The following is a 25,842-nucleotide window of genomic DNA, read 5'->3' on the forward strand; positions in this document are numbered from 1 at the left end:
GTCGAACTCAGTTGAAGCCGGCTACCGCGTGCGGCACGTAAGGGCCTTCGAGCGTCGCGATTTCATCGTCCGTCAGCTTCAGCTGCAGCGCGCCGAGCGCATCGTCCAGATGATGCGGCTTCGAGATGCCGACGATCGGCGCGGTGACGCCGCGCTTGTGTGCGACCCACGCGAGCGCGACCTGCGCACGCGGCACGTTGCGTGCAGCGGCGATCGCCGCGACGGCCTCGACGACCGCGCGATCGGCACCGGCCGTCGCGTCGTACATCCGCTGACCGACCTCGTCGCTCTGCTGCCGGCCGGACGACTCGTCCCAATTGCGCGTCAGCCGGCCGCGCGCGAGCGGGCTCCACGGAATCACCGCGATGCCTTCGGCCTCGCACAGCGGCAGCATTTCCCGTTCTTCCTCGCGATACAGCAGGTTCAGGTGGTTCTGCATGCTGACGAAGCGGGTCCAGCCGTTCTGCTTCGATGTATACAGCGCCTTCGCGAACTGCCACGCGAACATCGACGATGCGCCGATGTAGCGCGCCTTGCCGGCCTTCACGACGTCGTGCAGCGCCTCGAGCGTCTCCTCGATCGGCGTGCCGTAGTCCCAGCGGTGGATCTGGTACAGGTCGACGTAGTCGGTGCCGAGCCGCTTCAGGCTCTGGTCGATGTCCGTCATGATCGCCTTGCGCGACAAGCCCGCGCCGTTCGGCCCCGGGCGCATCCGGTAGAACACCTTGGTCGCGATCACGACGTCGTCGCGCTTCGCGAAGTCGCGCAACGCACGGCCGACGATCTCCTCGGACGTGCCGTCCGAATACATGTTCGCGGTATCGAAGAAATTGATGCCGGCCTCGATCGCGCGCTGGATGATCGGGCGGCTTTCCGCTTCCGGCAGCGTCCAAGGGTGGGTGCCGCGCGACGGCTCGCCGAACGTCATGCAGCCCAGCACCAGCTTCGACACGTCCATCCCGGTCGACCCGAATTTCACGTATTCCATCGCTCGCCTCGTCATTGAAGTGGGGTTGCGGCCGGATGCGCGGCCCGGTTCGGTGCACCGGGTACGAACGCCGTGCGCTGCATCGGCCAGACGTCGCATGGTATCGCGCAGCGCGCGAACGCGTAGTCGACGCGACGGCCTGCTGCGGCCGGGTCGCCCAGGAACGCCGACGCGCCGGAACCGCAGCCCGATCCCACTCGAGCAAGGCTTCGACGGCGCACACCAACGCGCCACGCAGCATCCATGATCAGAATGCGCGGCGTGGCGCCGCGCCGGTTGCCACGTCGACGAACGAACGGATTACTCGCGAACGACGAACGGCTTACTTGATCTGGTCGGCGAGCGGCTGCAGGAATTCGGAGAAGCCGGTCAGCATGATCTGCACGCCGATGCACAGCAGCAGGAATGCCGACACGCGCTTCGCGACCTTGGTGCCTTCGGTGCCGAGATAGCGGGAGAGCAGCGCGGCACGGCTGTAGGTCAGCCAGATCACGACCGCGACGAGCGCCGACACCGAGATCGACACGATGCTCGACAGCATGAATTCCGACAGCTTGTGCGTGCGGTTCGCGTTCAGCGCGATCGCGGTGGCGATCGAGCCGGGGCCGACGGTCAGCGGCACGGTCAGCGGGAAGAACGCGCGGGTCATGATCGCGTTCGCATCGATCGGCTTGATCGGCGTATCGCCGCCGCCCGCCGGCCCGTCCGGCTCGTTCAGCATCTGCCAGCCCGCGACGGCGACCGCGAAGCCGCCGCCGATCCGCAGCGCTTCCATCGAGATCCCGAAGAAATGCAGCACCGGTGTGCCGGCGAAGAACGCGACCAGCAACACGATGAACGCGTTGAACGCCACCTTCTTCGCGAGCAGGTTGCGCTCGTGCTCGGTCAGCGCCTCGGTGCGTTCGAGAAACAGGAACGCGATGCCGATCGGATTGATGATGCCGATCAGGCCGGTAAAGCCGAACAGGATCTCGGAGATAAGGCGATTGACGATCATCGGGTGCGAAGAAGCGGTCGGGGCTGGGCCGGCGGCGCGCCGGGGGTCACGCATTGTAGAGCAAGCGCCCGCGCGCGAGACGCAAATCGCGCCCCGGGCCCGGCGGCCCGCGCCGCCGCCTTATTCGGCGCCCGGCTCCCAGGCCGGCGGCCGCTTCGCGAAGAACGCGGCGAAGCCCTCCTTCGCTTCCGGCGTCGCCCGCACGCGGGAGATCGTCTGCGCGGTGAACGCCGCGCGTTCGTCCGACGGCGGGTACTCGCCGATCGCGTCGAAAAAGCGCTTGATCTCCATCAGCGCGTTCGGGCCGTTGCGGCTCAGCTCGGCGAGCGTCTTGTCGAGTGCGGCGTCGAGCGCGTCGAGCGGCACGGCCTGATGGATCAGCCCGATCGCGACGGCTTCGGCGGCCGCGAGTTGCGTCGCGGTCAGCGCGAGCCGGCGCGCCTGGCGCTGACCGACCGCCTCGACCAGATACGGGCCGATCACCGACGGCAGGATCCCGAAACGGGCCTCGCTGACCGAAAAGCGCGCGTGATCGCTCGCGATCACGATGTCGCAGGCCGCGCACAGGCCGACGCCGCCGCCGAACGCGTGGCCCTGCACGCGCGCGACCGTCGGCTTCGGGCACTGCCGGATCGCGCGCATCATCGCGGCGAACCGCTCGGCGTCGCGCAGGTTCGCGGCCGCGTCGTTCGCGCTCGCGCGCTGCATCCACTGCAGGTCGGCGCCCGCGCAGAACGCGCGACCGTCCGAGCGCAGCACGATCGCGCGCACGTCGTCGCGCCGGCCGAGCGTGGTAAACGCGTCGGTCAGCTCGGCGATCATCGTCTCGTCGAACGCGTTGAGCACGTCGCCGCGCTGCAGCGCGACAGTCGCGATGCCGCGCGCATCGACGGCCACGGCCAGGGTTTTCAATCCATCCATCGAACAGGTTTCCTCGGGGTAGAAACAGGGAACGGCGAAACTCAGGCGGCCTGCCGGCGGTCGATCACGCGCCGGGCCTTGCCGGTCGCGCTCGCGGGAATGCCGCCCGCGGCGAGCACCGTCACGCCGGCCGACACGCCGATCATCGTCTTGATCCGGTGCTGCAGCTCGCGCGCGATCGCCGCGCGCTCGGCATCGGTCACGCACGCGACGGCCTCGGAGCGCAGCTCGACCGCGAGATCGAGCCGGTCCATGTGGCCGTCGCGCGAAAGCGTGATCTGGAACTGCCCCGACAGCTTCGTCTGCGCGACGACGATTTCCTCGATCTGGCTCGGGAACACGTTCACGCCGCGCACGATCAGCATGTCGTCGGAGCGGCCCGTGATCTTCGCGAGCCGGCGCATCGCGCGCGCGGTCGGCGGCAGCAGCGCGGTGAGGTCGCGCGTGCGGTAGCGGATCACCGGCATCGCCTCCTTCGTCAGCGACGTGAACACGAGCTCGCCCTCGCTGCCGTCCGGCAGCACCTCGCCGGTCGCCGGGTCGATGATCTCCGGATAGAAATGGTCTTCCCAGATCACCGGGCCGTCCTTCGTCTCGACGCATTCGCACGCGACGCCCGGGCCCATCACTTCCGACAGCCCGTAGATGTCGAGCGCGTCGATGCCCACGCGTGTCTCCACTTCCTCGCGCAGCGCCTGCGTCCACGGCTCCGCGCCGAAGATGCCGATCTTCAGCGACGACTCGGCCGGGTCCATCCCTTGCCGCACCATCTCGTCGATCAGGTTCAGCATGTACGACGGCGTGACGAGGATGATCTTCGGCTCGAAATCGCGGATCAGCTGCACCTGCTTTTCAGTCTGCCCGCCCGACATCGGCACGACCATGCAGCCGAGCCGCTCCGCGCCGTAGTGAATCCCGAGGCCGCCCGTGAAGAGCCCGTAGCCGAATGCGTTGTGCAGCGTGTCGCCCGGGCGGCCGCCGGCCGCGCGGATCGAACGCGCGGTCACGTTCGCCCACGTGTCGATGTCGCGCGCGGTGTAGCCGACCACCGTCGGCTTGCCGGTCGTGCCGCTCGACGCATGCACGCGCACGACCTGCTCGCGCGGCACCGCGAAGAGGCCGAACGGGTAGTTGTCGCGCAGGTCGTGCTTGGTCGAGAACGGGAATTTCGCGAGATCGGCGAGCGTCTTCAGGTCGTCCGGATGCACGCCCGCCGCGTCGAACGTGCGGCGATAGTGCGGGACGTTGTCGTACGCGTGGCGCAGCGACCACTTGAGGCGCTCGAGCTGCAGCGCCTGCAGTTCGTCGCGGCTGGCGGTCTCGATCGGCTCGAGGGCGGCGGCGGGGTGCGTCGGGTGAATCATCGGGGTGCTCCTCCAGTGGAGTGATGTCGTTATCGTGATCGGGGTGACGGGGCCGGCGGCTAGCGGAACGTGCGGCCGGCCGCGTGCAGCGCGGCGATGCGCGGCGACACGCGATAGCGGTCTTCGCCGTAGCTCGCCGCCAGGTTCGACAGCACGCGATGCACGCGGCCGATGCCGATCGCATCGGCCCACGCGAGCGGGCCGCACGGGTAGTTCACGCCCTTCTCCATCGCGAGATCGAGATCGGCGGGCGAGCACACGCCCTGGTTCACCGTGTCGGCCGCCTCGTTCGCGAGCATCGCGACGGTGCGCATCGCGACCATGCCCGGCACGTCGGCGATGCCGACGACGCGAAAACCCGCTTGCTGGAACAGCCCGACCGCATCCGCATAGGCCGCGTCGCTGCACTGCAGCGCGCGCGTCAGCGCGACGAGCCCGGCCTGCGCGTAATCGCGCGCGAGATCGACGAGCACGAGGTCGGCCACGCCGGTTTGCGCGGCGCGCACGGTCGCGGTGCGGCCGTCGGTCAGCGCGATCGACGCGCGGCCGGCCACGGCGAGCAGTTCGTCGGCATGTGCGCCGTTCTGCCGCGCGAGCGCGATGTGTTCGACAACGCGGGCATGCAGCGCGGCGGCCGGGCCGTCCTGCGCGAACAGCACGACGTCGGCCGGCGCATCGCACGGCGGTTCGAACGCGGGCGCGGGCGGCGTCGCGCCGTCCGCATACGAATAGAAGCCGCGCCCCGACTTGCGCCCGAGGAAGCCCGCGTTCACGAGTTCCTGCTGGATCAGCGACGGCGTATAGCGCGGATCGTTGAAGTACGCGCGGAACACCGACTCGGTCACCGCGAAGTTCACGTCGTGGCCGATCAGGTCCATCAGCTCGAACGGCCCCATCCGGAAGCCGCCGGCGTCGCGCATCACCGCATCGATCGAGGCCGGCGTGCCGCCCTGCTCGTTCAGCACGCGCAGCGCCTCCGCGTAATACGGCCGCGCGACGCGGTTCACGATGAAGCCGGGCGTCGACTTCGCCAGCACCGGCCGCTTGCCCCACGCGGCGGCCGTGTCGTAGAGCGCCTGTGCGACGTCCGGCGCGGTCGCGAGCCCGCTGACCACCTCGACGAGCGCCATCAGCGGCGCCGGATTGAAGAAATGCAGGCCGGCCACGCGCTGCGGCGCGCGCAGCCCGGCCGCGATCGACGTGATCGAGATCGACGACGTGTTGGTCGCCAGCACGCAGCTGTCGTCGACATGGCGTTCGAGCGTCGCGAAGATCTCGCGCTTCACGTCGAGCCGCTCGGCCGCCGCCTCGACGATCAGCGCGGCGCCCGTGAAGTCGGCCAGCGCGCGCACCGCGCGAATCCGGCTGCCGGCCGCGTCGGCCTGGGCCGGTTCCATCCGGCCCTTTTCCGCGAGCCGTGCGAACTGCGCGCGGATGCCGGCCAGCGCCTTGTCGCATGCGGCTTCGTTCAGGTCGTACAGCAGCACCGCATGACCGGCCGCCGCGGCCACCTGCGCGATGCCCGCGCCCATCGCGCCCGCGCCGATCACGCCGACGACCGCCGACTGCGCCAGCGCGCTCGAATTCACCGAATGTGCAGAAGAAACAGCCATCGCTTGCGATCCGTCATGAAGTGGAAGTGCGAGCGATTATAAACCGACCGGTCGGTAGATTTATGTCAGGGCGAGCCCGAATTTGTCGTGCAAGAGACCGTTACGAAAAGCGCAAGAACAAAAATTCGACCGATCGGGGCACTTTTTTGAAACCGAAAGGTCAATGAAAGCGTCCGATTATGAGATAGTGTCCCCCGAACGCCTGATAAAATTCGACAAATCGCCGAATTTCAGGGGGAAACCGCGTGTCACGCCGCTGCCGTCCACCGCCTGCCGTCCTTTCGGGGTCGGAATCGCGCCACCCGCCTGTCGTGACGTACCCGCGCCCCGCCCTCGGCACCCGGTCGCATCGAACCGTTTCATCCAGCGACGGGCTTCGGCCCGCCCGCGCCCCTCGCCGCTTCACGGCGGCGAATCCAGGGCAGCACGGCTCCGCGCTGCCGCCCATCAGCATCATCGTCCACGTTCGGCGGATCATCCGGCCGGGCTTCGTCAACCCGTGACGGCGCGTCGCGCGCCGCCACTCGCATAGGAAACCGTCCATGCCGCTCTCGTCCAACCAGCTCCCGCGCTGGACCCTCGTGGCCCCGCTTGCCGCCTGGCTGGTACTCGCGCTGTCGCGCGTCGTGCCGGCCGAAGGCCTCGTCATCGCCGTGTTCGCCGCCGCCCTCGCCGGCGCCGTGTTCGCCGCCGTCCACCATGCCGAAGTCGTCGCGCACCGCGTCGGCGAGCCGTTCGGCACGCTCGTGCTGGCGGTCGCCGTGACCGTCATCGAGGTCGCGCTGATCGTGTCGGTGATGCTCGGCGCCGGCCCCGAGAAATCGGGCCTCGCGCGCGATACCGTGTTCGCCGCGGTGATGATCATCTGCAACGGCATCGTCGGCCTCTGCCTGCTGGTCGGTGCGTGGAAGCATGGCGAGCAGGATTTCCAGGGGCGCGGCGCGAGCAAGGCGCTCGCGGTGCTCGCGTCGCTGTCGGTGCTGTCGCTCGTGATGCCGAACTACCTGAACGCCGCGCCGGGCCCGTTCTTTTCGAAATCGCAGCTTGCGTTCGCCGGCGTGTCGTCGCTCGTGCTGTACGGCGCATTCGTATTCGTGCAGACCGTGCGCCACCGCGACTACTTCCTCACCGAGCACGACAGCGCGAACGAATCAGTGCATGCGGCCCCCCCGAGCGGCCGCACCGCGCTGATCAGCCTCGTGCTGCTGTTCGCGAGCCTCGTCGCGGTCGTGCTGCTCGCGAAGCTGCTGTCGCCCGCCGTCGAGCATGCGGTGATGAAGCTCGGCGCGCCGGAAGCGGCGGTCGGTATCGTGATCGCCGCGCTGGTGCTGCTGCCCGAAGGGCTCGCGGCCGTCACCGCCGCGCGGGCGAATCGCCTGCAGACCAGCATGAACCTCGCGCTCGGTTCGGCGCTCGCGAGCATCGGGCTCACGATCCCGACCGTCGCGGCCGTGTTCATCTGGGTCGGCCAGCCGCTCACGCTCGGCATCGGCGCGATGGAAACCGTGCTGCTGTCGCTGACGCTGCTCGTCAGCACGCTGACGCTCAGCCAGGGACGCACGACGGTGCTGCACGGCGTCGTGCATCTGTCGCTGTTCGCGGCGTACCTGTTCCTGTCGGTCACGCACTGATGTAAAGCGGCGCGCGGCACGGCGAAAATGATCCGCCGTGCCGCGCGCCGCGCTTCAACTCCCGCTGCTACACCTTCCCCGCTTCACCCTCTTCGCTTCACGCAGCGCCTATCGCTCCGGAAAGTCGTGGACGAACGCGTCAACCGCATGGCCGTCGAGGCTCGGCCCGCGGTCGACCACGTTACGTCGCGGCGCCGATCGAGGTGTCCGCATCGAACCCATACAGCACGGCCGGGTTGTCGACGAGTATCGCGCGGCCGACCGCCGCGTCCGCCGCGCACGCGTGCAACCAGCCGAGGAGCTGCGCATCGTCGGGCAGCGGCGACGCGTTCGGGTGCGGCCAGTTGCTGCCCCACACGCAGCGCGCCGCATGCGCGCGTGCGAGCACGGTGGCAAGGCGTGCGACATCGTCGTAACCGGGCGCACCGGATCGCGAGGTCTCGAAGGCGCGGACAGCTTCACCCACACGTGGCCGCGATCCAGCAGGCGCCGCAACGCAACGAAGGCCGGCGCATCCGGTGCAACCGGCGTCAGGAACTTGCCCGTGTGATCGATGACGACGCGCGCCGCCGACGACGCCAGCATCGGCTCGACGTCGGGCAGCGTCCGGCCGTCGAGCTGCAAATCGATGTGCCAGCCGAGCGGCGCGATCCGCGCGGCCATCCGCTCGAGCTCGTCCCATCGCGCGACGCCGCCCGACAGCGTCATGAACCGCACGCCGCGGATGCCTGCCGCGTGCAGCCGCTCGAGTTCGGCATCCGGCACGTCGACCGGCACCGTCGCGACGCCGCGCGCCTGCGGGCCGAGCGCGGCCAGCGCATCGAGCGTGCAGCGGTTGTCGAAGCCATAACCGGTCGGTTGCACGACGACCACCCGCGCGAGGCCGAGCGTCTGTTGCACGCGGCGATACGCATCCACCGGCGCATGCGGCGGGCGGAACGTCGCCGTCGGCGCGAGCGGATATGCATCGTCGTAGATGTGGATATGGCAATCGCACACCGGCGCCAGCCGCATGCCGCCTTCGTCGCGCGTCATCGCACACCCGGCGCGGCGGACGCGTCGGCCGACCGCCAGCGTTCGAGCCGCGTCGCATGCGCGGCGTTGACCGCGCCGTTCGGCACGCGTGCGTCGAGCAGCGCGGCGAGTTGGTCGACCGTCTCCAGCGCCTGGTGCTCGACCGCCGGTCGCGTCAGTCCGCCGATGTGCGGCGTGGCGATCACGCGCGGATGCGCGGCGAGTCCGGGCGTCGGCATCTGGTCCGCCGCGCGGCCGACGTCGAGCGCGCAACCGGCCAGCCGGCCGCCGTCGAGCGCGTCGGCCAGCGCCTGCTCGTCGACCAGCTCGCCGCGCGACGCATTGACGAAGCACGCGCCCGGCTTCATCGCGGCGAACGCGCGCGCATCGAACAGGTTCGCGGTGGCCGGCGTCGCGGGCGCGAGGCACACGACGTAATCCGCGTCGCGCAGCAAGGTCGCGCGGTCGACCTGTTCGATCGACGGCGCGTCGACCCGCACGTACGGGTCGCACACGAGCACGCGCATCCCGAACGCCGTCGCGATCGGCACGAGCTGGCGCGCGATCTGTCCATAACCGACCACGCCCAGCGTGCTGCCGCGCAATTCGCGGCCCATCCGCGGCAGCGGCGGCGTGCCGCGGTGGTACGCATCCGCGTAGCCGCCGATCCCGCGCGCGAGGCCGATCATCGCGCCGATCACCCACTCCGCGACGGCCGGCCCGAACCCGGGGCTCGCCTGCGTGACCAGCACGCCGAACTCGCTCGCCGCGTCGACGTCGACGGTACGGATGTCGACCGCGCAGCGCAGGAACGCGGCGAGCGCGGGCAGCCCCGCGAACAGCGCACGCGGCGCCGGCGTCTGCCGGTACGCGATGATCGCGTCGCACCCCTGCGCGGCGGCGATCAGCTCGTCCGTGCCGAGCTCCCGGTCGAGCGGATTGCACGTGACGTCCGCGAGCGCCTGCAGCGCGCACAGCGCCTTCGCGCCGAAGTAGTAATCGAACATCCCCGACGGATGGGTCACGTAGACGCGCGTCATGCGTTGTCTCCGTTCGATTCGACCGCGCGCGGCGGCGGCGCGACCGACGCGCGCTCGACCAGCGTGACGCCCGGGAACACGCACTGCCCGGGCGCCGATGACGGGTCGCCGTCGTGCCGCATCACGCGCCGCACCATCTCCGCGGCCATCTCGGTGACGGGCAGTTGCACCGTGGTCAGCGCCGGCCACGAGATCGCCGACAGGAAATGGCCGTCCATCCCGACGACCGACACATCGTCCGGCACGCGCAATCCGCCGTCGCGCAGCCCCGCCATCAGGCCGAGCGCGAACAGGTCGTTGACCGCGACGACGCCGGTCGGCCGCGCCGGATCGGCCGCGAGCGCGGCGCCGAGCGCGCGCCCGACCTCGACGATCACCGCGTCGCCGTATTCGTTCGCCGGGCCGCCTTCGAGCATTTGCGCATCGGCGCCTGCGTCGCGCGCCACTTCGAGAAAGCCGCGAATCTTGTCGCTGCGGCTCACGGTGATGCCGGCCACGGTCGCGAACGCGAGCCGCGTATGGCCCGCGGCGACGAGGCAGCCGGTCGCGAGCCGCGCGGCCGCCTCGTTGTCGGCCGTCACGTGATCGACCTTCGATTGCTCGCCGGGCGTCGCGCGGCGGTCGTAGCTGACGACCGTCATCCCGCGTTCGGCCGCGCGTTCGAGGTGGCTTTCGTCGGCGAGCGACGAGATCACGATCACGCGCCGCACGCCGTGCGCGAACAGGTCGTCGAAGAACGCCGCCTCCTTGCCCGCGTCGCGGTACGTGTTGCCGATCAGCACGCGATGACCGTACTGCTCCTGCGCGCAAGCCTCGATCTCGCGCGCGATGTAGCCGTACATCGGATTCGCCATCGACGGCACCAGCAACCCGACGAGCGGCGTCTGCCCCGTCTTGAGCTGGCGCGCGAGCGTGCTCGGCCGGTACTGCAGCGCATCCATCGACGCCTTCACGCGCTCGAGCGTCTCCGGCTTCATCTGGTCGGTGCGGCCGTTGAGCACGTTCGAAACCGTGCTGACCGAAACGGCCGCATGACGGGCCACGTCCTGAATCGTACTCATGTCGTCTTGCATTGAACGGGCTACAGGCCGAAACGGGCCGGCAGCCACAACGAAAACGCCGGTGCGAAGATCAGCGCCACGAGGGCAACGAACAGCACCAGCAGGTATTTCACCATCGGCCGGGCGACGCGCGCGACCTCGGTCCCCGTGATCGCGCAGGTCGTGAACAGCCCGAGGCCGACGGGCGGCGCGAACAACCCGAGCCCCATCGCCACCACCACGACCGTGCCGAAATGCAGCGGATTGATGCCGAGCTGCAGCGCGATCGGCGCGAGCAGCGGCCCGAAGATGATCAGCGCGGGCGCGCCTTCGAGCACGGCGCCGAACACGATCATCAGGAGCGCCGCCAGCAACAGGAACGCCGTCGAGCCGTACTGATGGGCAAACGCGGTCATTGTGCCCGAGACGAGCGCCGGAATCTGCTCGATCGACAGCGCGAACGACACGCTCGACGCCGCCGCGACGATGAACAGGATGCCGCTCGCCATCGATGCCGCACGCACGAACACGCGGCCGACCGAGCGCCAGGTCAGTTCGCGGAACGCCGTCCAGCCGATCACCAGCGCATAGACCACCGCGAAGGCCGACACTTCCGTCGAGGTCGCGATGCCCGACGTCACGCCCTTGCCGATCATCACGACCATGATCAGCGCGACCAGCGCGCCGCCCGCGAGCGGCAGCCACGCGCGGCGCTCGACGAACACCGCGTCGATGTCGATCCGGCGTCCGCAGATCACGGTCACGACCGCCAGCGACGCGGCGAGCACGGCCGCCGGCACGATTCCCGCGACGAACAGCCCCGCGATCGAGATGTTCGCGACGAAGCCCATGATGATCATGTTCACGCACGGCGGGATCGTCTCGGCCATCACCGCGCTGCACGCGAGCAGCGCCGCGGTTTCGTCGGGGTCCTGGCGCGCACGGCGCACGGCCGGCATCACGACGCCGCCCACCGCCGCGATGTCGGCCAGCTTCGAACCCGACACGCCGGAAAAGCACGCCGTCGCAAGGATCACGATCAACCCGAGCCCGCCGCGCACCCGCCCGAAGATCCGCAGCAGCAATTCGACGAGCCGCGTGGACATCCCGTTCGACTCCATCAGCAAGCCGGCCAGCACGAAGAACGGCACCGCCAGCAGCACGAAGTGATCGGCGCCGGCCATCACCTGCTGCGAGTAGACCTGCAACGGCAGCGTCGGGTCGGCGAGGAAATACAGCAGCGCCGAGAACGCGAGCACGAAGCCGATCGGCACGCCCAGCACGAGCCCGCCGACGAAGCCGGCGATCAGCAGCGCCCCCGGCGCGATCGCATGCTCGGGCCGCAGCGCGTTCCAGCCGTACACGGCGCCCGCGAGCACCGCGCAGCACGCAAGCGTGCCAAGTACGCGGCGGCGCGGCGCGTTCAGCGCGTTCGCGAGCGCGAACACGCTCATGAACAGCGCGCCAAACATCATCGGATACACGTTGATCCAGCCCGGCAGGCCGCCGGTCGTCAACTGGTCGTACGAATCGCCGAGCAGCTGCCACGACGACGCCAGCAGGTTCAGCGACACCGCCGCGACGATCCAGTGTCCGATCTGCACGAGCGCACCCTGCCAGCGCGCCGGCAGCCAGCCGCTGAACAGGTCGATGCCGACGTGCTGGCTGCGGCCGAGCACCGTCGCCGCGCCGAAGAACACCAGCACGATCATCAGCGCGCTCGCGACCTCCTCGGCCCAGTCGACCGGATCGTGCAGGAAATAGCGGAACACGACCGACACGAACACCACGAGCACGTCGACGGCCAGCACCGCGGCCGACACGTATTCGATCCAGCGCATCGCCGCCGCCAGCGCGCGGACGGCGGCGCGCGCGGGGCGGGCTGGGCCGGCGCCCGGCACGACGCTCGAAACGGAACCGGTATCCATTGCTCAACCCCGCGCCGCGGCGATCGCCGGAAACAGCGGCGCGGTGGCCGGATATTGCTTGGCGAACGCCACGTAGAGGCGGTCGTGCATCGCCTGCCGCAGCGCGGCGCGCTCGGCCTCCGCCATCGGATGGAACGTCATCCCGTGCTGCTTCAGCGCCGCCTCCGCCTGCGCGGCCTTCTGCGTCGCGATCGCGCGCTGTTGCGCGGTCGCATCGGCCACCGCGCGGTCGAACGCCGGGCGAAGGTTCGCCGGAATCCGCTCGAGCGCGCGCCGCCCCATCACGACGGTCATCGCCGCGAACACGTGGTGCGATTGCCAGCACGACTTGACGATCTCGTCGAAGCGGCTCGCGAGCACGGTGGCCGGATCGTGCTCGAGCCCGTCGACGACGCCCGTCTGCACGGCCATGTACAGCTCGCCGAACGGAATCGGCGTCGGCACCGCGCCCATCACCTTGAAGGTGTCCATGAACGCCGGCGTCGGCAGCACGCGCAGCTTCGTGCCCTTCACGCCCGGCAGCGCCGTCACCGGCTGCTTCGTGAACACGCAGCGTCCACCGAAGTGCGAGCCCCACGTCAGCACCGAGCAGCCCGCGCGCTTTTGCAGCAGCGCGTTCAGGCTGGTGCCGACCTGGCCGTCGAGCACCTTCGCGACGTGCGCATAGCTGTCGAACAGGTAGCCGAGATCGAGCATGCCGAGCTCGGGCGCGACCGTGGCCCAGATCGACGACCCCGCGATCATCATGTCGATCGCGCCGATCTTCACCTGCTGCGCGACGTCGCTCTCCTTGCCGAGCTGGCTGTTCGGAAAATAGTCGACCCGGATCGCATCGCCGACGCTCGCCTTCAGGTTCGCGGCAAGCCGCTCGTACCACACGTAGTGCGCGGCGTTCTGGTCGGCCGGCATCGACGACGAGCAGCGCAGCGTCACGGTTTGCGCCGCGCGGCCGATCGCCGGCAGGCCACCCGCGACCGCGAGCGTGGCGGCGGGCGCCGTTTGCAGAAAGCGCCGCCGGGTGAAGGTAGTCATGGCCGTCTCCTTTGCAGTGCGCCTCCAGGCGCAACTGTATCGATTTAGTGTATCGATACAGTAATACGACGACCGATGAGAGAAAAATGAGGGTTTTCCCGTGCGCGGATGAAAAACGGGCCTTCCGCGTGGTGGTTTTGGGCCGGAATCGCAGACGGCGCCGGTCTGTGCCGGTCTTGCAGGCCGGTGTCGGCGCGCGTCGGGCGCGGCGCCTGATATCATCAGACAACAGACCTTGGCTAAACAACGCCCCCGCCGTCCGCCTCCTGCGTCAGAAACTGCTCGACCATCGCGTTGAACACCGGCAGCGCCGGATTGTCGTTGTCCGCGCGCCACGCGAGATACAGCTCCGCCGCCACGTCGACGTCCGCGAGCGGCCGGAACACCACGCCGTCCACATGCAGCTCGCGCGCCGACGCCGGCACCAGCGCCGCACCCAGCCCGGCGCGCACCAGGCCGAGGATCGTATGCGTCTGCCCGACGTAATGCAGGTAGTTCGGCAAGCGCCCGGCGCCGGCGAACATTCCCGAGATCATGTCGTGGAAGTACTTGCCTTCGTTCGGCGAATACGCGATGAACGGCTGCCGGTCGAGCTGGTCCGGGCCGATCCGCTCGTACGCGGCCAGCGGCGCGCCCTGCGCGACCGCGACGAGCATCGGCTCGCGTTGCACGAGCCGGTATTCGAGCGGATGGCGCGCCGCGCGCTGGCGCACGAAGCCCGCATCGAGCATGCGCGACGCCAGCGCGTCGATCTGCACGGTCGACACCATTTCACGCAGTTCGACGTCGACGTCGGGCAGCGCGTGCGCCGCATGCGCGAGCAGCGCCGGAATCATCCGGTACGCGCTGACGGCCGTGAAGCCGAGCGTGATGCGGCCGGCCCCGCCATGCGCGACGCGCTGCGCGGCCTGTTCGGCCCGCGCGGAAAACTCGAGGATGTGCCGTGCGTCGCGCAAGAAGCGCTCGCCGGCCGCGGTCAGCCTGACCTGCCGGCTGCTGCGTTCGAGCAGCGCGATGCCGAGCGCGTGCTCGAGCAACTGGATCTGCCGGCTGAGCGGCGGCTGCGTCATGAAGAGCCGCCTGGCCGCGCGCCCGAAATGCAGTTCCTCGGCCACGGCGACGAAGCAGCGAAGCTGGTTCAGTTCAATCATTCAAATCTTGAATCAATCGATAGCGTCTTGATGTTAGACCGATATCGATTCGATTCCTATACTCGGTTGCACCTGATGCGCGGCCCGCGCCGCGCACGCCGACCGAGACCCTCATGACCATCGACCTTCTGCTCACCCAGCCGCTTCCCGACACCATCGACGCCGAACTGTCCGCCCGCTACGCGGTGCATCGGCTGTATGCGGCCGACCAGCCCGACGCGCTGCTCGATCGCCTCGCATCGCGCATCCGCGGCGTCGTCACGGGCGGCGCGAACGGGTTGCCGGCCGCGTTGATGGCGCGGCTGAGGGCGCTCGAGATCATCGCGATCAACGGCATCGGCACCGACGCCGTCGATCTCGAGCTCGCCCGCGCACGCGGCATTCACGTGACGACGACGCCCGACGTGCTGACCGACGACGTCGCCGACATGGCGCTGGGGCTGATCCTGATGACGCTGCGCGACCTCGGCGCCGGCGAGCGCATCGTGCGCGCCGGCCGCTGGGGCAAGGTGGCGCAGCCGCTCGCGACGCAGGTGACGGGCAAGCGGCTCGGCATCGTCGGCCTTGGCCGCGTGGGACGTGCGATCGCGCAGCGCGCGCAGGCGTTCCGGATGCCGGTCAGCTATTTCGGCCCGCGCGAACACCGCGACAGCGGCTATCGCTACGTGCCCGACCTCGCCGCGCTCGCGCGCGACAGCGACGTGCTCGTGCTCGCGGCGTCCGCCGATCACGGCAACGTGCTCGTGACCGCCGACGTGCTCGCCGCGCTCGGCAGCAAAGGATTCCTGATCAACGTCGCACGCGGCAAGCTCGTCGACGAAGCCGCGCTCGTGCGCGCACTCGCCGACGGCACGATCGCCGGCGCGGGGCTCGACGTGTTCGCCGACGAACCGCGCGTGCCGGCCGCGCTGCTCGAACTCGAGCGCGTCGTCGTGCAGCCGCACCGCGCGAGCGCCACGCACGAGACACGCGAACGAATGGGCCGGATCGTGCTCGCCAACCTCGCCGCGTGCTTCGCGGGCCAGCGGCCGCCGACGAGCGTTACAGGCTGACCGCCGCACGCCCCTCCCCGACCAAGACAACATCCAATGAAACGCCTCCGTACGCCGGAGGCCAGGAGACTCGCATGCCCAATCGATCCAGCGGCGGCGCAGCCGTCGCCGCCTCTTCCACCTCTCCCGCCTCATCCACAGCGTCGCGCACGATCGGCCGCGTCCGTTACACGGTCCTCGCGCTGATCTTCGCCGTCACCGTCGTCAACTATGCGGACCGCGCGACGATGTCGATCGCCGGTACCGGCGTCGCGCACGCCCTCGGGCTCACGCCCATGCAGCTCGGCATCGTGTTTTCCGCGTTCGCGTGGGCCTATGCACTCGGCCAGATCCCGGGCGGCTGGCTGCTCGACCGTTTCGGCGCGCGCCGCGTGTATGGCCTGAGCCTGCTGCTGTGGTCGATCTTCACGATGCTGCAGGGCACGGTCGGCTGGTTCGCCGTGCAGGGGGCGGCCGCGACGCTCGCGCTGTTCGCGATGCGCTTCATGCTCGGCCTGGTCGAATCGCCGGCGTTCCCGGCCAATTCGCGGATCGTCGCGTGCTGGTTTCCGACCGCGGAGCGCGGCACCGCATCCGCACTGTTCAACTCCGCGCAGTACATGGCCGTCGTGCTGTTCACGCCCGCGATGGCGTGGCTCACGCACGCGCTCGGTTGGGAACACGTGTTCCTGTGGATGGGGATGCTCGGTGTCGCGCTGTCGGCGCTCTGGTTCGCGTGGTATCGCGAGCCGCACGGCCATCCGCGCGTGAGCAACGCCGAGCGCGACTACCTGCGCGCGCACGGTGCGCTCGTCGATCTCGAAGCGAACCGCGTCCGCGAGCGCTCGCGCCTATCGTGGCGCGACGCGTCGCAGCTGTTCCGCCACCGCAACCTGTGGGCGATCTACATCGGCCAGTACTGCATCACCGCGCTCACCTACTTCTTCATCACGTGGTTCCCGATCTACCTGATCAAGGGGCGCGGGATGACGATCATGGAAGCCGGCTGGGTGGCCGCGCTGCCGGCGCTCTGCGGCTTCACGGGCGGCGTGCTCGGCGGCGTGCTGTCGGACTGGCTGATCCGGCGCGGCGTGCATCCGTCGCGCGCCCGCAAGACGCCGTTCGTCGTCGGGATGGCGCTGGCGACGCTGCTCGTGCTCGCGAACGGCGCGTCGTCGAATGCCGTCGTGATCGCGCTGATGACGATCGCGTTCTTCGGCAAGGGGCTCGCGGCGGTCGGCTGGGCCGTGCTCGCCGACACCGCGCCCGAAGGGATGGTCGGCCTGAGCGGCGGCGTGTTCAACGGTCTCGGCAACCTCGCGGGGATCGTCACGCCGCTCGTGATCGGCTACTTCGTCGCGCACACGGGCTCGTTCGCGGGCGCACTGTGGTTCGTCGCCGCGCACGGGCTGCTCGGCATCGCCGCCTACGCGTGGCTCGCCGGCCGCTTCGAACGGATTCGCGTCACGCCGGACGCGTGATACCGGGCGCCGCCGGGCGTGCGACCGGCGGCATCAGGCGCGCTGGCGGCTGCCCGGCATCGGCTCGACCGCAAGCCGGTCGAGTTCGCGCAGGTCGTTCTCCAGCGCGGGCGTGAGCGTCGTGCGCAGATGGTCGAGGAAGGTGCGGATCTTCGCATCGAGATAGCGGCGCGTCGCATAGACCGCGTACACGCTGACGGTCTGCAACCGATACTCGGGCAGCACGCGGATCAGGCGCCCCGCGCGCAGGTCGTCGAGCACCGTATACAGCGCGACGCACGCGATGCCGCGCCCCGCCCGCACCGCGACGCACAGCGCATCCGGCACGTTGACCTGGAACGGTGCCGGCTGCAGTTCGTAGACGGTTTCCTCGCCGTCGTCGCGCTCGAGCCGCCACTCGCTGGCCGGCGATGCCGGCGTATCGAGGCGCAGGCACACGTGGTTCGGCAGGTCGTCGGGCGTCTTCGGCGTGCCGTGCCGCGCGAGATATTCGCGCGATGCGACCAGCACGCTGCAACTGGTGCCGCAGGTCTGCGCGACATAGCCGGAATCGGGCAGCTGCGACGCGGTCACGATCGACACGTCGTAGCCTTCCTCGACGAGATTCGGCATCCGTTGCGCGAGCGTCAGCTCGACCGACACGTCCGGGTTGTCTTCCTGGTAGCGCACGATCGACGACACGACATGACTCTGCCCGAGCCCCGTCATCGCATGGATCCGCATCTTGCCGCTCGGCCGCAGCAGCGCGTTGCGTGCCTCGGCGTTCGCGTAGTCGAATTCGGCGAGGATCGATTTCGCACGCTCGAAGTAGCGCTCGCCGCTTTCGGTGAGGCCGAGATGGCGCGTCGTGCGATGCAGCAGGCGCGTCTGTACGTGGGCTTCGAGGTTCGACACCGCGCGCGACACCTGCGCGGTGGTCGCATCGATTTCTTTGGCGACCGCGGTGAAACTGCCGGCTTCGACAACGCGCACGAACAGGCGCATGTTTTCGAGCATGTCCATTGAATTGGCTTGGGGAGTGTCGGTGGGGAAACGTCGGCGGCGCTCGCGTCAGACGGGAATCGGGGCGTGCGCGCGAACCACGCGCAAGCGATCACCATGCCGGGGAACGGGCGGGAGAGCGGGCATCGCGTGCGTGGTTGTGGCGTATCGGAGAATTCGGTGGCCCGAATTGTACGCCGCTGCAGACAAATTTGCGCGGTCGCAGGGCAGTCAGGCTTTCATCCGATGAAAGGTTCCTGCAAGACGGATGCGGCGCGCGCAGGCAACGCGTTGATGCAGCGCGACAATTTATATCACGACACGATATAATTATCGACATCCTCGCGCTGCGTCATGCGCATCGTCATGTTTACCGCTCAATCGTCCATGTCGTCAGGCTCCTCCCCGTCGCGCCGCACCTTCCGCCAATGGCTGCACAGCTTCATTCCCCATCCGATGACGCTCGGCTGGCGCGAGCGCATCCGCTCGTGCGCGGGCGCGCTCGTCGGGATCGCGACGGTCGGCGTCACGATGCGGCTGCTGCCCGGCGTGCCGGGCCTCGTGCCGCTGCTCGTCGCGCCGATGGGCGCGTCGGCCGTGCTGCTGTTCGCGGTGCCCGCGAGTCCGCTCGCGCAGCCCTGGTCGATCATCGGCGGCAATCTGGTGGCGGCGACCGTCGGCGTCGCCTGCGCGCAGTGGATCGCCGATCCGATCACGGCCGCCGCGGTCGCGGTCGCCCTCGCGATCGGCGGCATGTTCGCGCTGCGCTGCGTGCACCCGCCGTCGGGCGCGGTCGCGCTGACGGCCGTGCTCGGCGGCCCGGCGATCCACGCGCTCGGCTTGCGCTTCGTGGTCGAGCCGATCGCACTGCAATCGGCGATCCTGCTGTCGGCCGCGCTCGTGTACCACGCGCTGACGGGCCACCGCTATCCGCACGGCGGCGTGCGCCACGACGCGAAGCCGCAAGGCGGCAGCGCCGCGCCGGCACGCGGCGGCTTCACGCGCGCCGATCTCGACGCCGTGCTGAAGCGCCGCGGCGAATGGCTCGACGTCGACCCGGACGACCTCGAAATGCTGCTGCGCGAAACCGAGATGCAGGCCTATGCGCGCACGTTCGGCCGGCTCACGTGCGCCGACCTGATGACGAAGAACGCGATCGAAGTCGCGCCGTCGACGTCGGTCACGGCCGCGCTGACGCTGCTCGACCGCCATCGCGTGAAGGCGCTGCCCGTCGTGGACGGCAGCGATCGCCTGGTCGGCATCGTCACGCGCGCCGACCTCACGCGCCCGTTGCGCCGCCCGGTCCCGCTGTGGCGGCGGCTGGCCGCGCGGCTGCCGCAATCGTTCGGCGGCCGGCCGCCCAGCGTCGCGACCGTGATGACCCGCGACGTCGCATCCGTGCCGCAGACCATGCCGATCACCGCGCTGGTGCCGCTGTTTACGCATTCGGGCCATCACCACATCCCGGTCGTCGACGCATCGCGCCTGCTCGTCGGCATCATCACGCAGACGGATCTCGTCACCGGCCTGTACCGCCAGACGCAGATGCTCGAAGCCGCGTAACGCGGACGCTCAACGGGCCGACGACAGCGTAATGTATCTATTTCGCGGAAATTCGACCATTTATATCATATTGTGATATATTTTACGTTACCGAAACTGCTGCCCGACCGACCGCAATGACCGATACCCGACGCGCGCTGACCAAAAGCGATTTCCAGCAACTGTCCGAGTTCCGCTACCAGATGCGCCGTTTCGAGCGCTTCTCCGAACGCGCCGCGCAAAGCGAAGGCGTGACGCCGCTGCAGTACCTGCTGCTGCTGCACATCAAGGGCTATCCGCACCGCGAATGGGCCACCATCGGCGAACTCGCGGAACGCCTGCAGGCGCAGCATCACGGCGTCGTTGCGCTGGTGACGCGCTGCGAGGCACTGGGGCTCGTGAAGCGCAAGACGAGCGAAGCGGACCGCCGGCAGGTCGAGGTCCACCTCGAGGAAGCCGGCGAGACGCTGCTCGCCCACCTCGCGGCCATGCATCGCGCGGAACTGAAATCGCTCAAGGGCACGTTCCAGGTTCCGCAGATCAATAACTGACCCAGGCTTTACCGACCTATCCTCACGCCGATGAACGCACCGCACAAACGCGACTTCTCGACCAACGAACGCCTGCCCGGGATCGCGTTGCTCGCTGCCGGGATCGGCTTGCTCGGCACGCTGGCGGCGTTCGTGCTGTCGAGCCTGATCCACCTGTTCACGAACCTGTTCTTCTTCCAGCAGTTTTCGTTCGCCGACCGTTCGCCCGCGCACCACACGCTCGGCGCATGGGTGATCGTCGTGCCGGTGATCGGCGGGCTGATCGTCGGGCTGATGGCGCGCTTCGGTTCGGAGAAGATCCGCGGCCACGGCATTCCGGAAGCGATCGAGGCGATCCTGTTCGGCAAGAGCCGCATGTCGCCGAAGGTCGCGATCCTCAAGCCGCTGTCGTCGGGTGTCGTGATCGGCAGCGGCGGCCCGTTCGGCGCCGAAGGCCCGATCATCATGACGGGCGGCGCGCTCGGCTCGCTGATCGCGCAATGCGTGCACGTGACCGCCGCCGAGCGCAAGACGCTGCTCGTCGCGGGCGCGGCCGCCGGCATGACCGCCGTGTTCGGCACGCCGGTCGCCGCCGTGCTGCTCGCGGTCGAACTGCTGCTGTTCGAATGGCGTCCGCGCAGTTTCCTGCCGGTCGCGCTCGCCTGCGCGGTCGCCGGTTTCGCCCGCGCCGTGTTCTTCGGAGTCGACCCGCTGTTTGCGCTGACCACGGCACCGCCGACGCCCGTCGCGCTGCTGTCGTGCATCGTCGCGGGCCTGCTGTCGGGCGCGCTCGCGTGCGGCCTGTCGGCCGCGCTGTACCGCGTCGAGGACACCTTCGCGAAGCTGCCGGTGCACTGGATGTGGTGGCCGGCGCTCGGCGCGATCGTGATCGGCATCGGCGGCTGGCTCGAGCCGCGCGCGCTCGGCGTCGGCTACGACGTGATCGGCGACCTGCTGCACCAGCACATCGCGCTGAAGATCGCACTCGCACTGTTGACCGTGAAGGCCGTGATGTGGGTGATCGCGCTCGGCTCCGGCACGTCCGGCGGTGTACTCGCCCCGCTGCTGATGCTCGGCGCGGGCCTCGGCACCGTGCTGTCGCCGGTGCTGCCCGGCGGCGATCCGGCGCTGTGGCCGCTCGTCTGCATGGCCGCGACGCTCGGCGCCACGCTCGGTGCGCCGCTGACCGCGATCGTGTTCGCGTTCGGCCTCACGCACGACGCGAACGCGCTGCTGCCGCTGCTCGCGGCGACGCTCGTCGCGCACGGCTTCGCGACCGTCGTGATGAAGCGTTCGATCATGACGGAAAAGATCGCGCGCCGCGGTTACCACATCTACCGGGAATACGCCGTCGATCCGCTCGAACGCCATGACGTGGCCGAGGTGATGACGCCGGCCGACGATCTCGTCTCGATCGACGGCGGCACGACGCTCGACGCCGTCGAGTCGCAGTACTTCGGCGCGAAGCAGACGCACCGTGCGTACCCCGTCGTGCAGAACGGCCGCCTGCTCGGTCTCGTCGATCGTGCGACGCTCGACGCGCAGCGTGCGCAAGCCGGTCCCGGCGCGGCGCTCGCGAACGCATTCATCGATCGTGCGCCGGCCGTCGCGCACGCGCACGAAACGTGCCGCGTGGTCGCGTCGCGGCTCGCGATGCTCGGCCTCGAACGCCTGCCGGTCGTCGACGATCCGCAATCGCTGCGCATCATCGGCATCGTGTCGCGCAGCGACCTCATCAAGCCCGCGCTCCAGCACTTCGACGACGAACACAAGCGCGAACGCTTCCGCCCGGTCGTACCGGTCAACCTGCGCGACGCCGGTGCGCGCAAGGCCGGCTGATACGTACCGCGCGCTTCACCGTCCCCCGCCGTTCCGGATCGGCGCGCACCCTGCGCGCCGGTTCGCATTCCGCCGCGTCCGGCGTTTAAACTTGGTTGACAATTCATCGGACGAAAGTTTGTCATCATGGTGCTCATGCGACGGGGCCACCCTTTCAGCCATTCCACTTCGTCATCCAATAAAGAAGCGTCGCGGCGCGACATGCAGATACATGCAGCACGCCGCGGCCGTCAATCCGCCACACCACAGGGCAGCGAGCCGACCTCACGACGCATGACGTCGCCGCCGCGTCCCCGCCTCCACGCGGGCCGTGCGCGACCCATGCCGCATCGCAACAGAACGGACAGCATCCGGATTGTCGTTTGGCAAGCGTGTTAACAACTTGTTTCGGAATCGCCGGAACCGCATTTGTCCGATGCAATCTCACAAGAACGCAGTTCAAGTTCTGCTGCGCATCCCGCTCAATCAATCACGACTCGAGGGAGATAAAACGTGAACGTGAAATACTTACCGCTCATCGCATTGACCGTGGCAATTTCCGCACACGCAGCCGATCCGGCCATGCAGAACGTGGGGCAAAGCCAGAAGTCCGCGGACGACGTCTCGGCGTGCATCGCGAAGACCTGGGCCGACAAGTCGCAGCAACAGGTGGTCACGCAGAACGTGCTCGCCAACGGCCTCGCGACCGATGTCTACGTACCGGGCCAGCAACCGCCGAATGGCGCGGCCGCGATGGTTCGTCCGGCGTCGAAGCCGGGCGCGAAGACGTGGGTCGGCATGCGTGGCGACGCCGCTTCCGCGGGCGACATCAACGCCTGCCTGTAAGCACCGCGCCGGACGGCAGCGCGCCGTCCGAATACGAGAAAGCCCCGCTTCGGCGGGGCTTTCTGCTTTCAGCGCGCCGGCCGCGCGCATGGGTTGCGGCCGGTGCTCATGCGCTTACAGGTAGCTGCAGACGTAGTCGAGCGTCTCGAGCACTTCGATGTCGAAGCGGCTCTTGCCCGGCACCGAGAACGACTCGCCGGCGCCGTAGGTTTGCCATTCGCTGCTGCCGTCGAGCTTCACGCGGCACTTGCCGGCCTGCACTTCCATCAATTCGGGCGCGTCCGTGCCGAAGTTGAGCGCGCACGGCAGGATCACGCCGAGCGTCTTGCGCGTGCCGTCCGGGAAGAGCACGGTATGCGACACGCACTTGCCGTCGAAATAGACGTTCGCGCGCTTGACGACCGATACGTTGTCGAATTGGGTTGCACTGGTCATGTGATGCCTCTGATTGCTGGATGCCGGATGGCGTGTTGTCGGAAGCCGGCCGGAACGGCGGGCCGGCCGCTATGATACCGGCTCGCGGCGAGCGCGCCGCGAGCGGGAATGGTCCGCGGTGCGCGGCAGATGTTCAGGATCACTACGCGATGCATTGCCCGACTCATCGGAGCCCCTTGCGCCGCGCGGAATCGCGCAGGCAGTCGAGCAGCATCGACGCGGCCGGCGTGAGAGGGCTATCGCGACGCGTGACGACCTGCACGGACACGCCGGGCAGCCGCTCGCGGATCGGCAGCACCGCGAGCTGGTCGCGCGCCCACTCGCCCTGCAGCAGCTGTTCGGGCATCGACGCGATCAGGTCGCAGCCCGTCATCAGGCTGTGCGCGAGCCCGAAGCTCGGGCATTCGACGACCCGCTGCGGCACCGGCAGCCCGTACGCGACGAACGAGTTGAACAGCACCTGGGTCGAGCTTTCCGGCGACGGATTCATCAGCCAGTCGGCCTCGACGAGATCGGCCAGCGACGTGGCCGATGCGAGCGGATGCCCTTTGCGCGCGACGATCAGCGATCGGCTCGCATAGAGTTCCGCGTGGTCGAACTCGGCCGCCAGCAGTTCGGGCACGACGACGGCGACCGCGAAATCGAGCGAGCCGTCGTGCAGCCGCGGCAGCGCGACGCCGGGAAACCCTTCGATCAGATTGACGCGCGCGACCGGAAAGCGCCGCCGGAACGCGCGAAACGCGTCGGGCAGGATCGTCACCGCCGCAGCCGGCGTGATCGCCGCCGCGACCGAGCCCGTCATCGCGCCCTGCGCCTGCTCGATATCGTCGCGCGCCCGCTGCATCTCGGCGACGATCAGCCGCGCGCGCACCTGCAGCTGCTGGCCGAACGCGGTGAGTTGCACGCCGCGCGCGGTGCGCACGACGAGCGACACGCCGAGCGCGATCTCCAGCTCCTTGACCGCCTTCGTCAACGCCGCCGGCGACACGTTCAGGCGCCGCGCGGCCGCGCGGATGCTCCCTTCGTCCGCGACGGTGACGAACGCTTTCAGCTGATGGTATTTCATGGCGGCATGCGTGATTCGTGGAAACCCGACGCCCGGCCACGCGCAGCGGATCAGGGTATTCCCGAGCGGCAACCGGTGGTGAGCACCAAAGCAATTTAGCAGCTTCTGGTACCCGACAGAAATTTATATGCTTGGCCGTCATATGTGCGTCAAACGCCCACCGGCCCCACCTGCCTCACCTGCTCCACAGGAGACACCATGCTGCAAGCCGTGAACCCCGTCATCCCCGGCATCGCCGCGATCGCCCCCGACCTGATCGACGTGCGCCGCCGCATCCACGCGCATCCGGAGCTCGCGTTCGAGGAAACGCTGACCAGCGATCTCGTCGCCGAGTTGCTCACGGGGTGGGGCTATGAAGTGCATCGCGGCATCGGCAAGACGGGCGTCGTCGGCGTGCTGCGCGAAGGACAAGGCACGCGCACCGTCGGCCTGCGCGCCGACATGGACGCGCTGCCGCTCGCCGAAGCCACCGGCCTGCCGTACGCGAGCCGCCACGCAAACAAGATGCATGCATGCGGTCACGACGGCCACACCGCGATGCTGCTGTGCGCGGCGCGCCACCTCGCCGCCACGCGCCAGTTCTCCGGCACGCTGAACCTGATCTTCCAGCCGGCCGAGGAAAACTTCGGCGGCGCGAAATCGATGATGGACGACGGCCTGTTCGAGCGCTTTCCGTGCGACGCGATCTTCGCGATCCACAACATGCCGGGCCGCGCCGCCGGCGACATGGCGTTCCGCGCCGGTGCCGCGATGGCGTCGGCCGACCGCGTGACGATCACGCTGCGCGGCGTCGGCGGACACGGCGCGATGCCGCACTTCGCGCGCGACCCGATGTCGGCCGCGGGCAGCATCATGGTCGCGCTGCAGACGATCGTCGCACGCGAGGTCGATGCGCAGCATGCGGCCGTGATCACCGTCGGCAGCGTGCAGGCCGGCGAGACTTTCAACATCATTCCGGAAACCGTCGTGATGAAGCTGTCGGTGCGCGCGCTGGACGCCGACGTGCGCGCGCTGCTCGCACGCCGGATCGAGGCGCTCGCGAAGGGCCAGGCGGAAAGCTTCGGCATCACGGCGGAAGTCGACTACGACTACGGCTATCCGGTCCTCGTGAACCATCCCGAACCGACCGCATTCGCGGCCGACATCGCCCGCCAGATGCTCGGCGCCGATCGCGTCGAAACCGAGGCCGCGCCGCTGATGGGCAGCGAGGACTTCGCCTACATGCTCGAAGCACGCCCCGGCTGCTATGCGTTCATCGGCAACGGCATCGGCAGCAAGGGCGGCTGCATGGTGCACAACCCCGGCTACGACTTCAACGACGACATCCTCGCGATCGGCGCGAGTTACTGGGTCCGCGTCGCCGAAGCCTGGCTCGCGGCCTGACGGCCCTTCA

21 protein-coding genes and 1 pseudogene are annotated in these 25,842 nt (G+C 69.0%); 8 read left to right on the plus strand and 14 right to left on the minus strand.

Annotation, left to right across the window (positions count from 1 at the left end; genetic code table 11):
- Positions 1 to 7: 7 nt before the first annotated feature.
- From DIE16_RS08845 to DIE16_RS08865, 5 genes are all read right to left on the minus strand, one after another.
- Positions 8 to 988, minus strand: coding sequence for an aldo/keto reductase (locus DIE16_RS08845; RefSeq protein ID WP_044843310.1), 981 nt, complete (start codon positions 986 to 988; stop codon positions 8 to 10).
- A 322-nt stretch (positions 989 to 1,310) separates the two neighbouring features.
- On the minus strand, positions 1,311 to 1,985 hold the full coding sequence (locus DIE16_RS08850) for a MarC family protein (RefSeq protein ID WP_044843309.1): 675 nt from the start codon (positions 1,983 to 1,985) through the stop codon (positions 1,311 to 1,313).
- 120 nt (positions 1,986 to 2,105) lie between these two features.
- Positions 2,106 to 2,906, minus strand: a complete 801-nt coding sequence (locus DIE16_RS08855) for an enoyl-CoA hydratase-related protein (protein ID WP_124522073.1) — start codon at positions 2,904 to 2,906, stop codon at positions 2,106 to 2,108.
- A gap of 41 nt (positions 2,907 to 2,947) precedes the next feature.
- Positions 2,948 to 4,270 carry a phenylacetate--CoA ligase PaaK gene (gene paaK, locus DIE16_RS08860; protein ID WP_124645939.1) on the minus strand — a complete coding sequence of 441 codons (1,323 nt, stop codon included), beginning with the start codon at positions 4,268 to 4,270 and terminating at the stop codon, positions 2,948 to 2,950.
- 59 nt (positions 4,271 to 4,329) lie between these two features.
- Positions 4,330 to 5,883, minus strand: a complete 1,554-nt coding sequence (locus tag DIE16_RS08865; protein ID WP_124892123.1) for a 3-hydroxyacyl-CoA dehydrogenase — start codon at positions 5,881 to 5,883, stop codon at positions 4,330 to 4,332.
- Positions 5,884 to 6,425: 542 nt separating this feature from the next.
- Between DIE16_RS08865 and DIE16_RS08870 the strand changes: the two genes are divergently transcribed.
- Positions 6,426 to 7,514, plus strand: a complete 1,089-nt coding sequence (locus DIE16_RS08870; protein WP_124484620.1) for a calcium:proton antiporter — start codon at positions 6,426 to 6,428, stop codon at positions 7,512 to 7,514.
- A gap of 274 nt (positions 7,515 to 7,788) precedes the next feature.
- On the opposite strand, the pseudogene DIE16_RS08875 reads toward DIE16_RS08870, so the two are convergent.
- From DIE16_RS08875 to DIE16_RS08900, 6 genes and pseudogenes are all read right to left on the minus strand, one after another.
- Positions 7,789 to 8,549: pseudogene (locus tag DIE16_RS08875) on the minus strand (amidohydrolase family protein); the annotation flags it as partial.
- A complete protein-coding gene (locus tag DIE16_RS08880) occupies positions 8,546 to 9,568 on the minus strand; it encodes a D-isomer specific 2-hydroxyacid dehydrogenase family protein (protein ID WP_124892124.1) in 1,023 nt (340 codons plus the stop codon). The gene DIE16_RS08880 and the pseudogene DIE16_RS08875, both read right to left, overlap by 4 nt.
- The gene (locus DIE16_RS08885; RefSeq protein WP_124892125.1) at positions 9,565 to 10,641 is read right to left on the minus strand and encodes a LacI family DNA-binding transcriptional regulator; all 1,077 of its coding nucleotides are present in this window, start codon (positions 10,639 to 10,641) and stop codon (positions 9,565 to 9,567) included. The genes DIE16_RS08880 and DIE16_RS08885 overlap by 4 nt, the downstream gene beginning before the upstream one ends.
- 8 nt (positions 10,642 to 10,649) lie before the next feature.
- A complete protein-coding gene (locus DIE16_RS08890) occupies positions 10,650 to 12,536 on the minus strand; it encodes a TRAP transporter large permease subunit (protein ID WP_124892126.1) in 1,887 nt (628 codons plus the stop codon).
- A 3-nt stretch (positions 12,537 to 12,539) separates the two neighbouring features.
- On the minus strand, positions 12,540 to 13,568 hold the full coding sequence (locus DIE16_RS08895) for a TRAP transporter substrate-binding protein (protein WP_124522083.1): 1,029 nt from the start codon (positions 13,566 to 13,568) through the stop codon (positions 12,540 to 12,542).
- Between the two features lie 239 nt (positions 13,569 to 13,807).
- Entirely contained in the window at positions 13,808 to 14,719 is a 912-nt protein-coding gene (locus DIE16_RS08900) for a LysR substrate-binding domain-containing protein (RefSeq protein WP_124484614.1), read from the minus strand.
- 113 nt (positions 14,720 to 14,832) lie between these two features.
- Here DIE16_RS08900 and DIE16_RS08905 point away from each other — a divergent pair, with 113 nt between their 5' ends.
- Positions 14,833 to 15,771 (plus strand): 2-hydroxyacid dehydrogenase, encoded by a 939-nt coding sequence (locus DIE16_RS08905; RefSeq protein ID WP_124892127.1) that lies wholly within the window; start codon positions 14,833 to 14,835, stop codon positions 15,769 to 15,771.
- A 74-nt stretch (positions 15,772 to 15,845) separates the two neighbouring features.
- On the plus strand, positions 15,846 to 17,231 hold the full coding sequence (locus tag DIE16_RS08910; protein ID WP_124645943.1) for an MFS transporter: 1,386 nt from the start codon (positions 15,846 to 15,848) through the stop codon (positions 17,229 to 17,231).
- A gap of 33 nt (positions 17,232 to 17,264) precedes the next feature.
- Here DIE16_RS08910 and DIE16_RS08915 read toward each other — a convergent pair whose 3' ends face one another.
- Positions 17,265 to 18,233: a LysR family transcriptional regulator gene (locus DIE16_RS08915; RefSeq protein ID WP_044843298.1), complete on the minus strand. Its 969-nt coding sequence runs from the start codon at positions 18,231 to 18,233 to the stop codon at positions 17,265 to 17,267.
- Positions 18,234 to 18,599: 366 nt separating this feature from the next.
- Between DIE16_RS08915 and DIE16_RS08920 the strand changes: the two genes are divergently transcribed.
- The 4 genes from DIE16_RS08920 (at position 18,600) to DIE16_RS08935 (ending at position 22,948) form a co-directional block, all read left to right on the plus strand.
- Positions 18,600 to 19,775: an HPP family protein gene (locus DIE16_RS08920; protein ID WP_124892128.1), complete on the plus strand. Its 1,176-nt coding sequence runs from the start codon at positions 18,600 to 18,602 to the stop codon at positions 19,773 to 19,775.
- A 116-nt stretch (positions 19,776 to 19,891) separates the two neighbouring features.
- Positions 19,892 to 20,305: a MarR family winged helix-turn-helix transcriptional regulator gene (locus DIE16_RS08925; protein ID WP_124484609.1), complete on the plus strand. Its 414-nt coding sequence runs from the start codon at positions 19,892 to 19,894 to the stop codon at positions 20,303 to 20,305.
- A gap of 30 nt (positions 20,306 to 20,335) precedes the next feature.
- Positions 20,336 to 22,123, plus strand: a complete 1,788-nt coding sequence (locus DIE16_RS08930; RefSeq protein WP_124892129.1) for a chloride channel protein — start codon at positions 20,336 to 20,338, stop codon at positions 22,121 to 22,123.
- A gap of 492 nt (positions 22,124 to 22,615) precedes the next feature.
- Positions 22,616 to 22,948 (plus strand): hypothetical protein, encoded by a 333-nt coding sequence (locus DIE16_RS08935; RefSeq protein WP_185735458.1) that lies wholly within the window; start codon positions 22,616 to 22,618, stop codon positions 22,946 to 22,948.
- Positions 22,949 to 23,062: 114 nt separating this feature from the next.
- Here DIE16_RS08935 and DIE16_RS08940 read toward each other — a convergent pair whose 3' ends face one another.
- Both DIE16_RS08940 and DIE16_RS08945 read right to left on the minus strand, forming a co-directional pair.
- Positions 23,063 to 23,383, minus strand: a complete 321-nt coding sequence (locus DIE16_RS08940) for a pyrimidine/purine nucleoside phosphorylase (protein ID WP_006478890.1) — start codon at positions 23,381 to 23,383, stop codon at positions 23,063 to 23,065.
- 163 nt (positions 23,384 to 23,546) lie between these two features.
- Positions 23,547 to 24,449, minus strand: a complete 903-nt coding sequence (locus tag DIE16_RS08945) for a LysR substrate-binding domain-containing protein (protein WP_044843294.1) — start codon at positions 24,447 to 24,449, stop codon at positions 23,547 to 23,549.
- A 198-nt stretch (positions 24,450 to 24,647) separates the two neighbouring features.
- Here DIE16_RS08945 and DIE16_RS08950 point away from each other — a divergent pair, with 198 nt between their 5' ends.
- A complete protein-coding gene (locus DIE16_RS08950; protein WP_124484607.1) occupies positions 24,648 to 25,832 on the plus strand; it encodes a M20 aminoacylase family protein in 1,185 nt (394 codons plus the stop codon).
- Positions 25,833 to 25,842: the final 10 nt, after the last annotated feature.

It is taken from the genome of Burkholderia sp. Bp9090 (assembly GCF_003857985.1).
Taxonomy (GTDB): domain Bacteria; phylum Pseudomonadota; class Gammaproteobacteria; order Burkholderiales; family Burkholderiaceae; genus Burkholderia.

Bases quoted from the DNA above. Each gene is read 5' to 3' on its own strand.
- DIE16_RS08845 (WP_044843310.1), bottom strand. From the start codon at position 988: ATGGAATACGTGAAATTCGGGTCGACCGGGATGGACGTGTCGAAGCTG.
- DIE16_RS08850 (WP_044843309.1), bottom strand. From the start codon at position 1,985: ATGATCGTCAATCGCCTTATCTCCGAGATCCTGTTCGGCTTTACCGGC.
- DIE16_RS08855 (WP_124522073.1), bottom strand. From the start codon at position 2,906: ATGGATGGATTGAAAACCCTGGCCGTGGCCGTCGATGCGCGCGGCATC.
- paaK (WP_124645939.1), bottom strand. From the start codon at position 4,270: ATGATTCACCCGACGCACCCCGCCGCCGCCCTCGAGCCGATCGAGACC.
- DIE16_RS08865 (WP_124892123.1), bottom strand. From the start codon at position 5,883: ATGGCTGTTTCTTCTGCACATTCGGTGAATTCGAGCGCGCTGGCGCAG.
- DIE16_RS08870 (WP_124484620.1), top strand. From the start codon at position 6,426: ATGCCGCTCTCGTCCAACCAGCTCCCGCGCTGGACCCTCGTGGCCCCG.
- DIE16_RS08880 (WP_124892124.1), bottom strand. From the start codon at position 9,568: ATGACGCGCGTCTACGTGACCCATCCGTCGGGGATGTTCGATTACTAC.
- DIE16_RS08885 (WP_124892125.1), bottom strand. From the start codon at position 10,641: ATGCAAGACGACATGAGTACGATTCAGGACGTGGCCCGTCATGCGGCC.
- DIE16_RS08890 (WP_124892126.1), bottom strand. From the start codon at position 12,536: ATGGATACCGGTTCCGTTTCGAGCGTCGTGCCGGGCGCCGGCCCAGCC.
- DIE16_RS08895 (WP_124522083.1), bottom strand. From the start codon at position 13,568: ATGACTACCTTCACCCGGCGGCGCTTTCTGCAAACGGCGCCCGCCGCC.
- DIE16_RS08900 (WP_124484614.1), bottom strand. From the start codon at position 14,719: ATGATTGAACTGAACCAGCTTCGCTGCTTCGTCGCCGTGGCCGAGGAA.
- DIE16_RS08905 (WP_124892127.1), top strand. From the start codon at position 14,833: ATGACCATCGACCTTCTGCTCACCCAGCCGCTTCCCGACACCATCGAC.
- DIE16_RS08910 (WP_124645943.1), top strand. From the start codon at position 15,846: ATGCCCAATCGATCCAGCGGCGGCGCAGCCGTCGCCGCCTCTTCCACC.
- DIE16_RS08915 (WP_044843298.1), bottom strand. From the start codon at position 18,233: ATGGACATGCTCGAAAACATGCGCCTGTTCGTGCGCGTTGTCGAAGCC.
- DIE16_RS08920 (WP_124892128.1), top strand. From the start codon at position 18,600: ATGTCGTCAGGCTCCTCCCCGTCGCGCCGCACCTTCCGCCAATGGCTG.
- DIE16_RS08925 (WP_124484609.1), top strand. From the start codon at position 19,892: ATGACCGATACCCGACGCGCGCTGACCAAAAGCGATTTCCAGCAACTG.
- DIE16_RS08930 (WP_124892129.1), top strand. From the start codon at position 20,336: ATGAACGCACCGCACAAACGCGACTTCTCGACCAACGAACGCCTGCCC.
- DIE16_RS08940 (WP_006478890.1), bottom strand. From the start codon at position 23,383: ATGACCAGTGCAACCCAATTCGACAACGTATCGGTCGTCAAGCGCGCG.
- DIE16_RS08945 (WP_044843294.1), bottom strand. From the start codon at position 24,449: ATGAAATACCATCAGCTGAAAGCGTTCGTCACCGTCGCGGACGAAGGG.
- DIE16_RS08950 (WP_124484607.1), top strand. From the start codon at position 24,648: ATGCTGCAAGCCGTGAACCCCGTCATCCCCGGCATCGCCGCGATCGCC.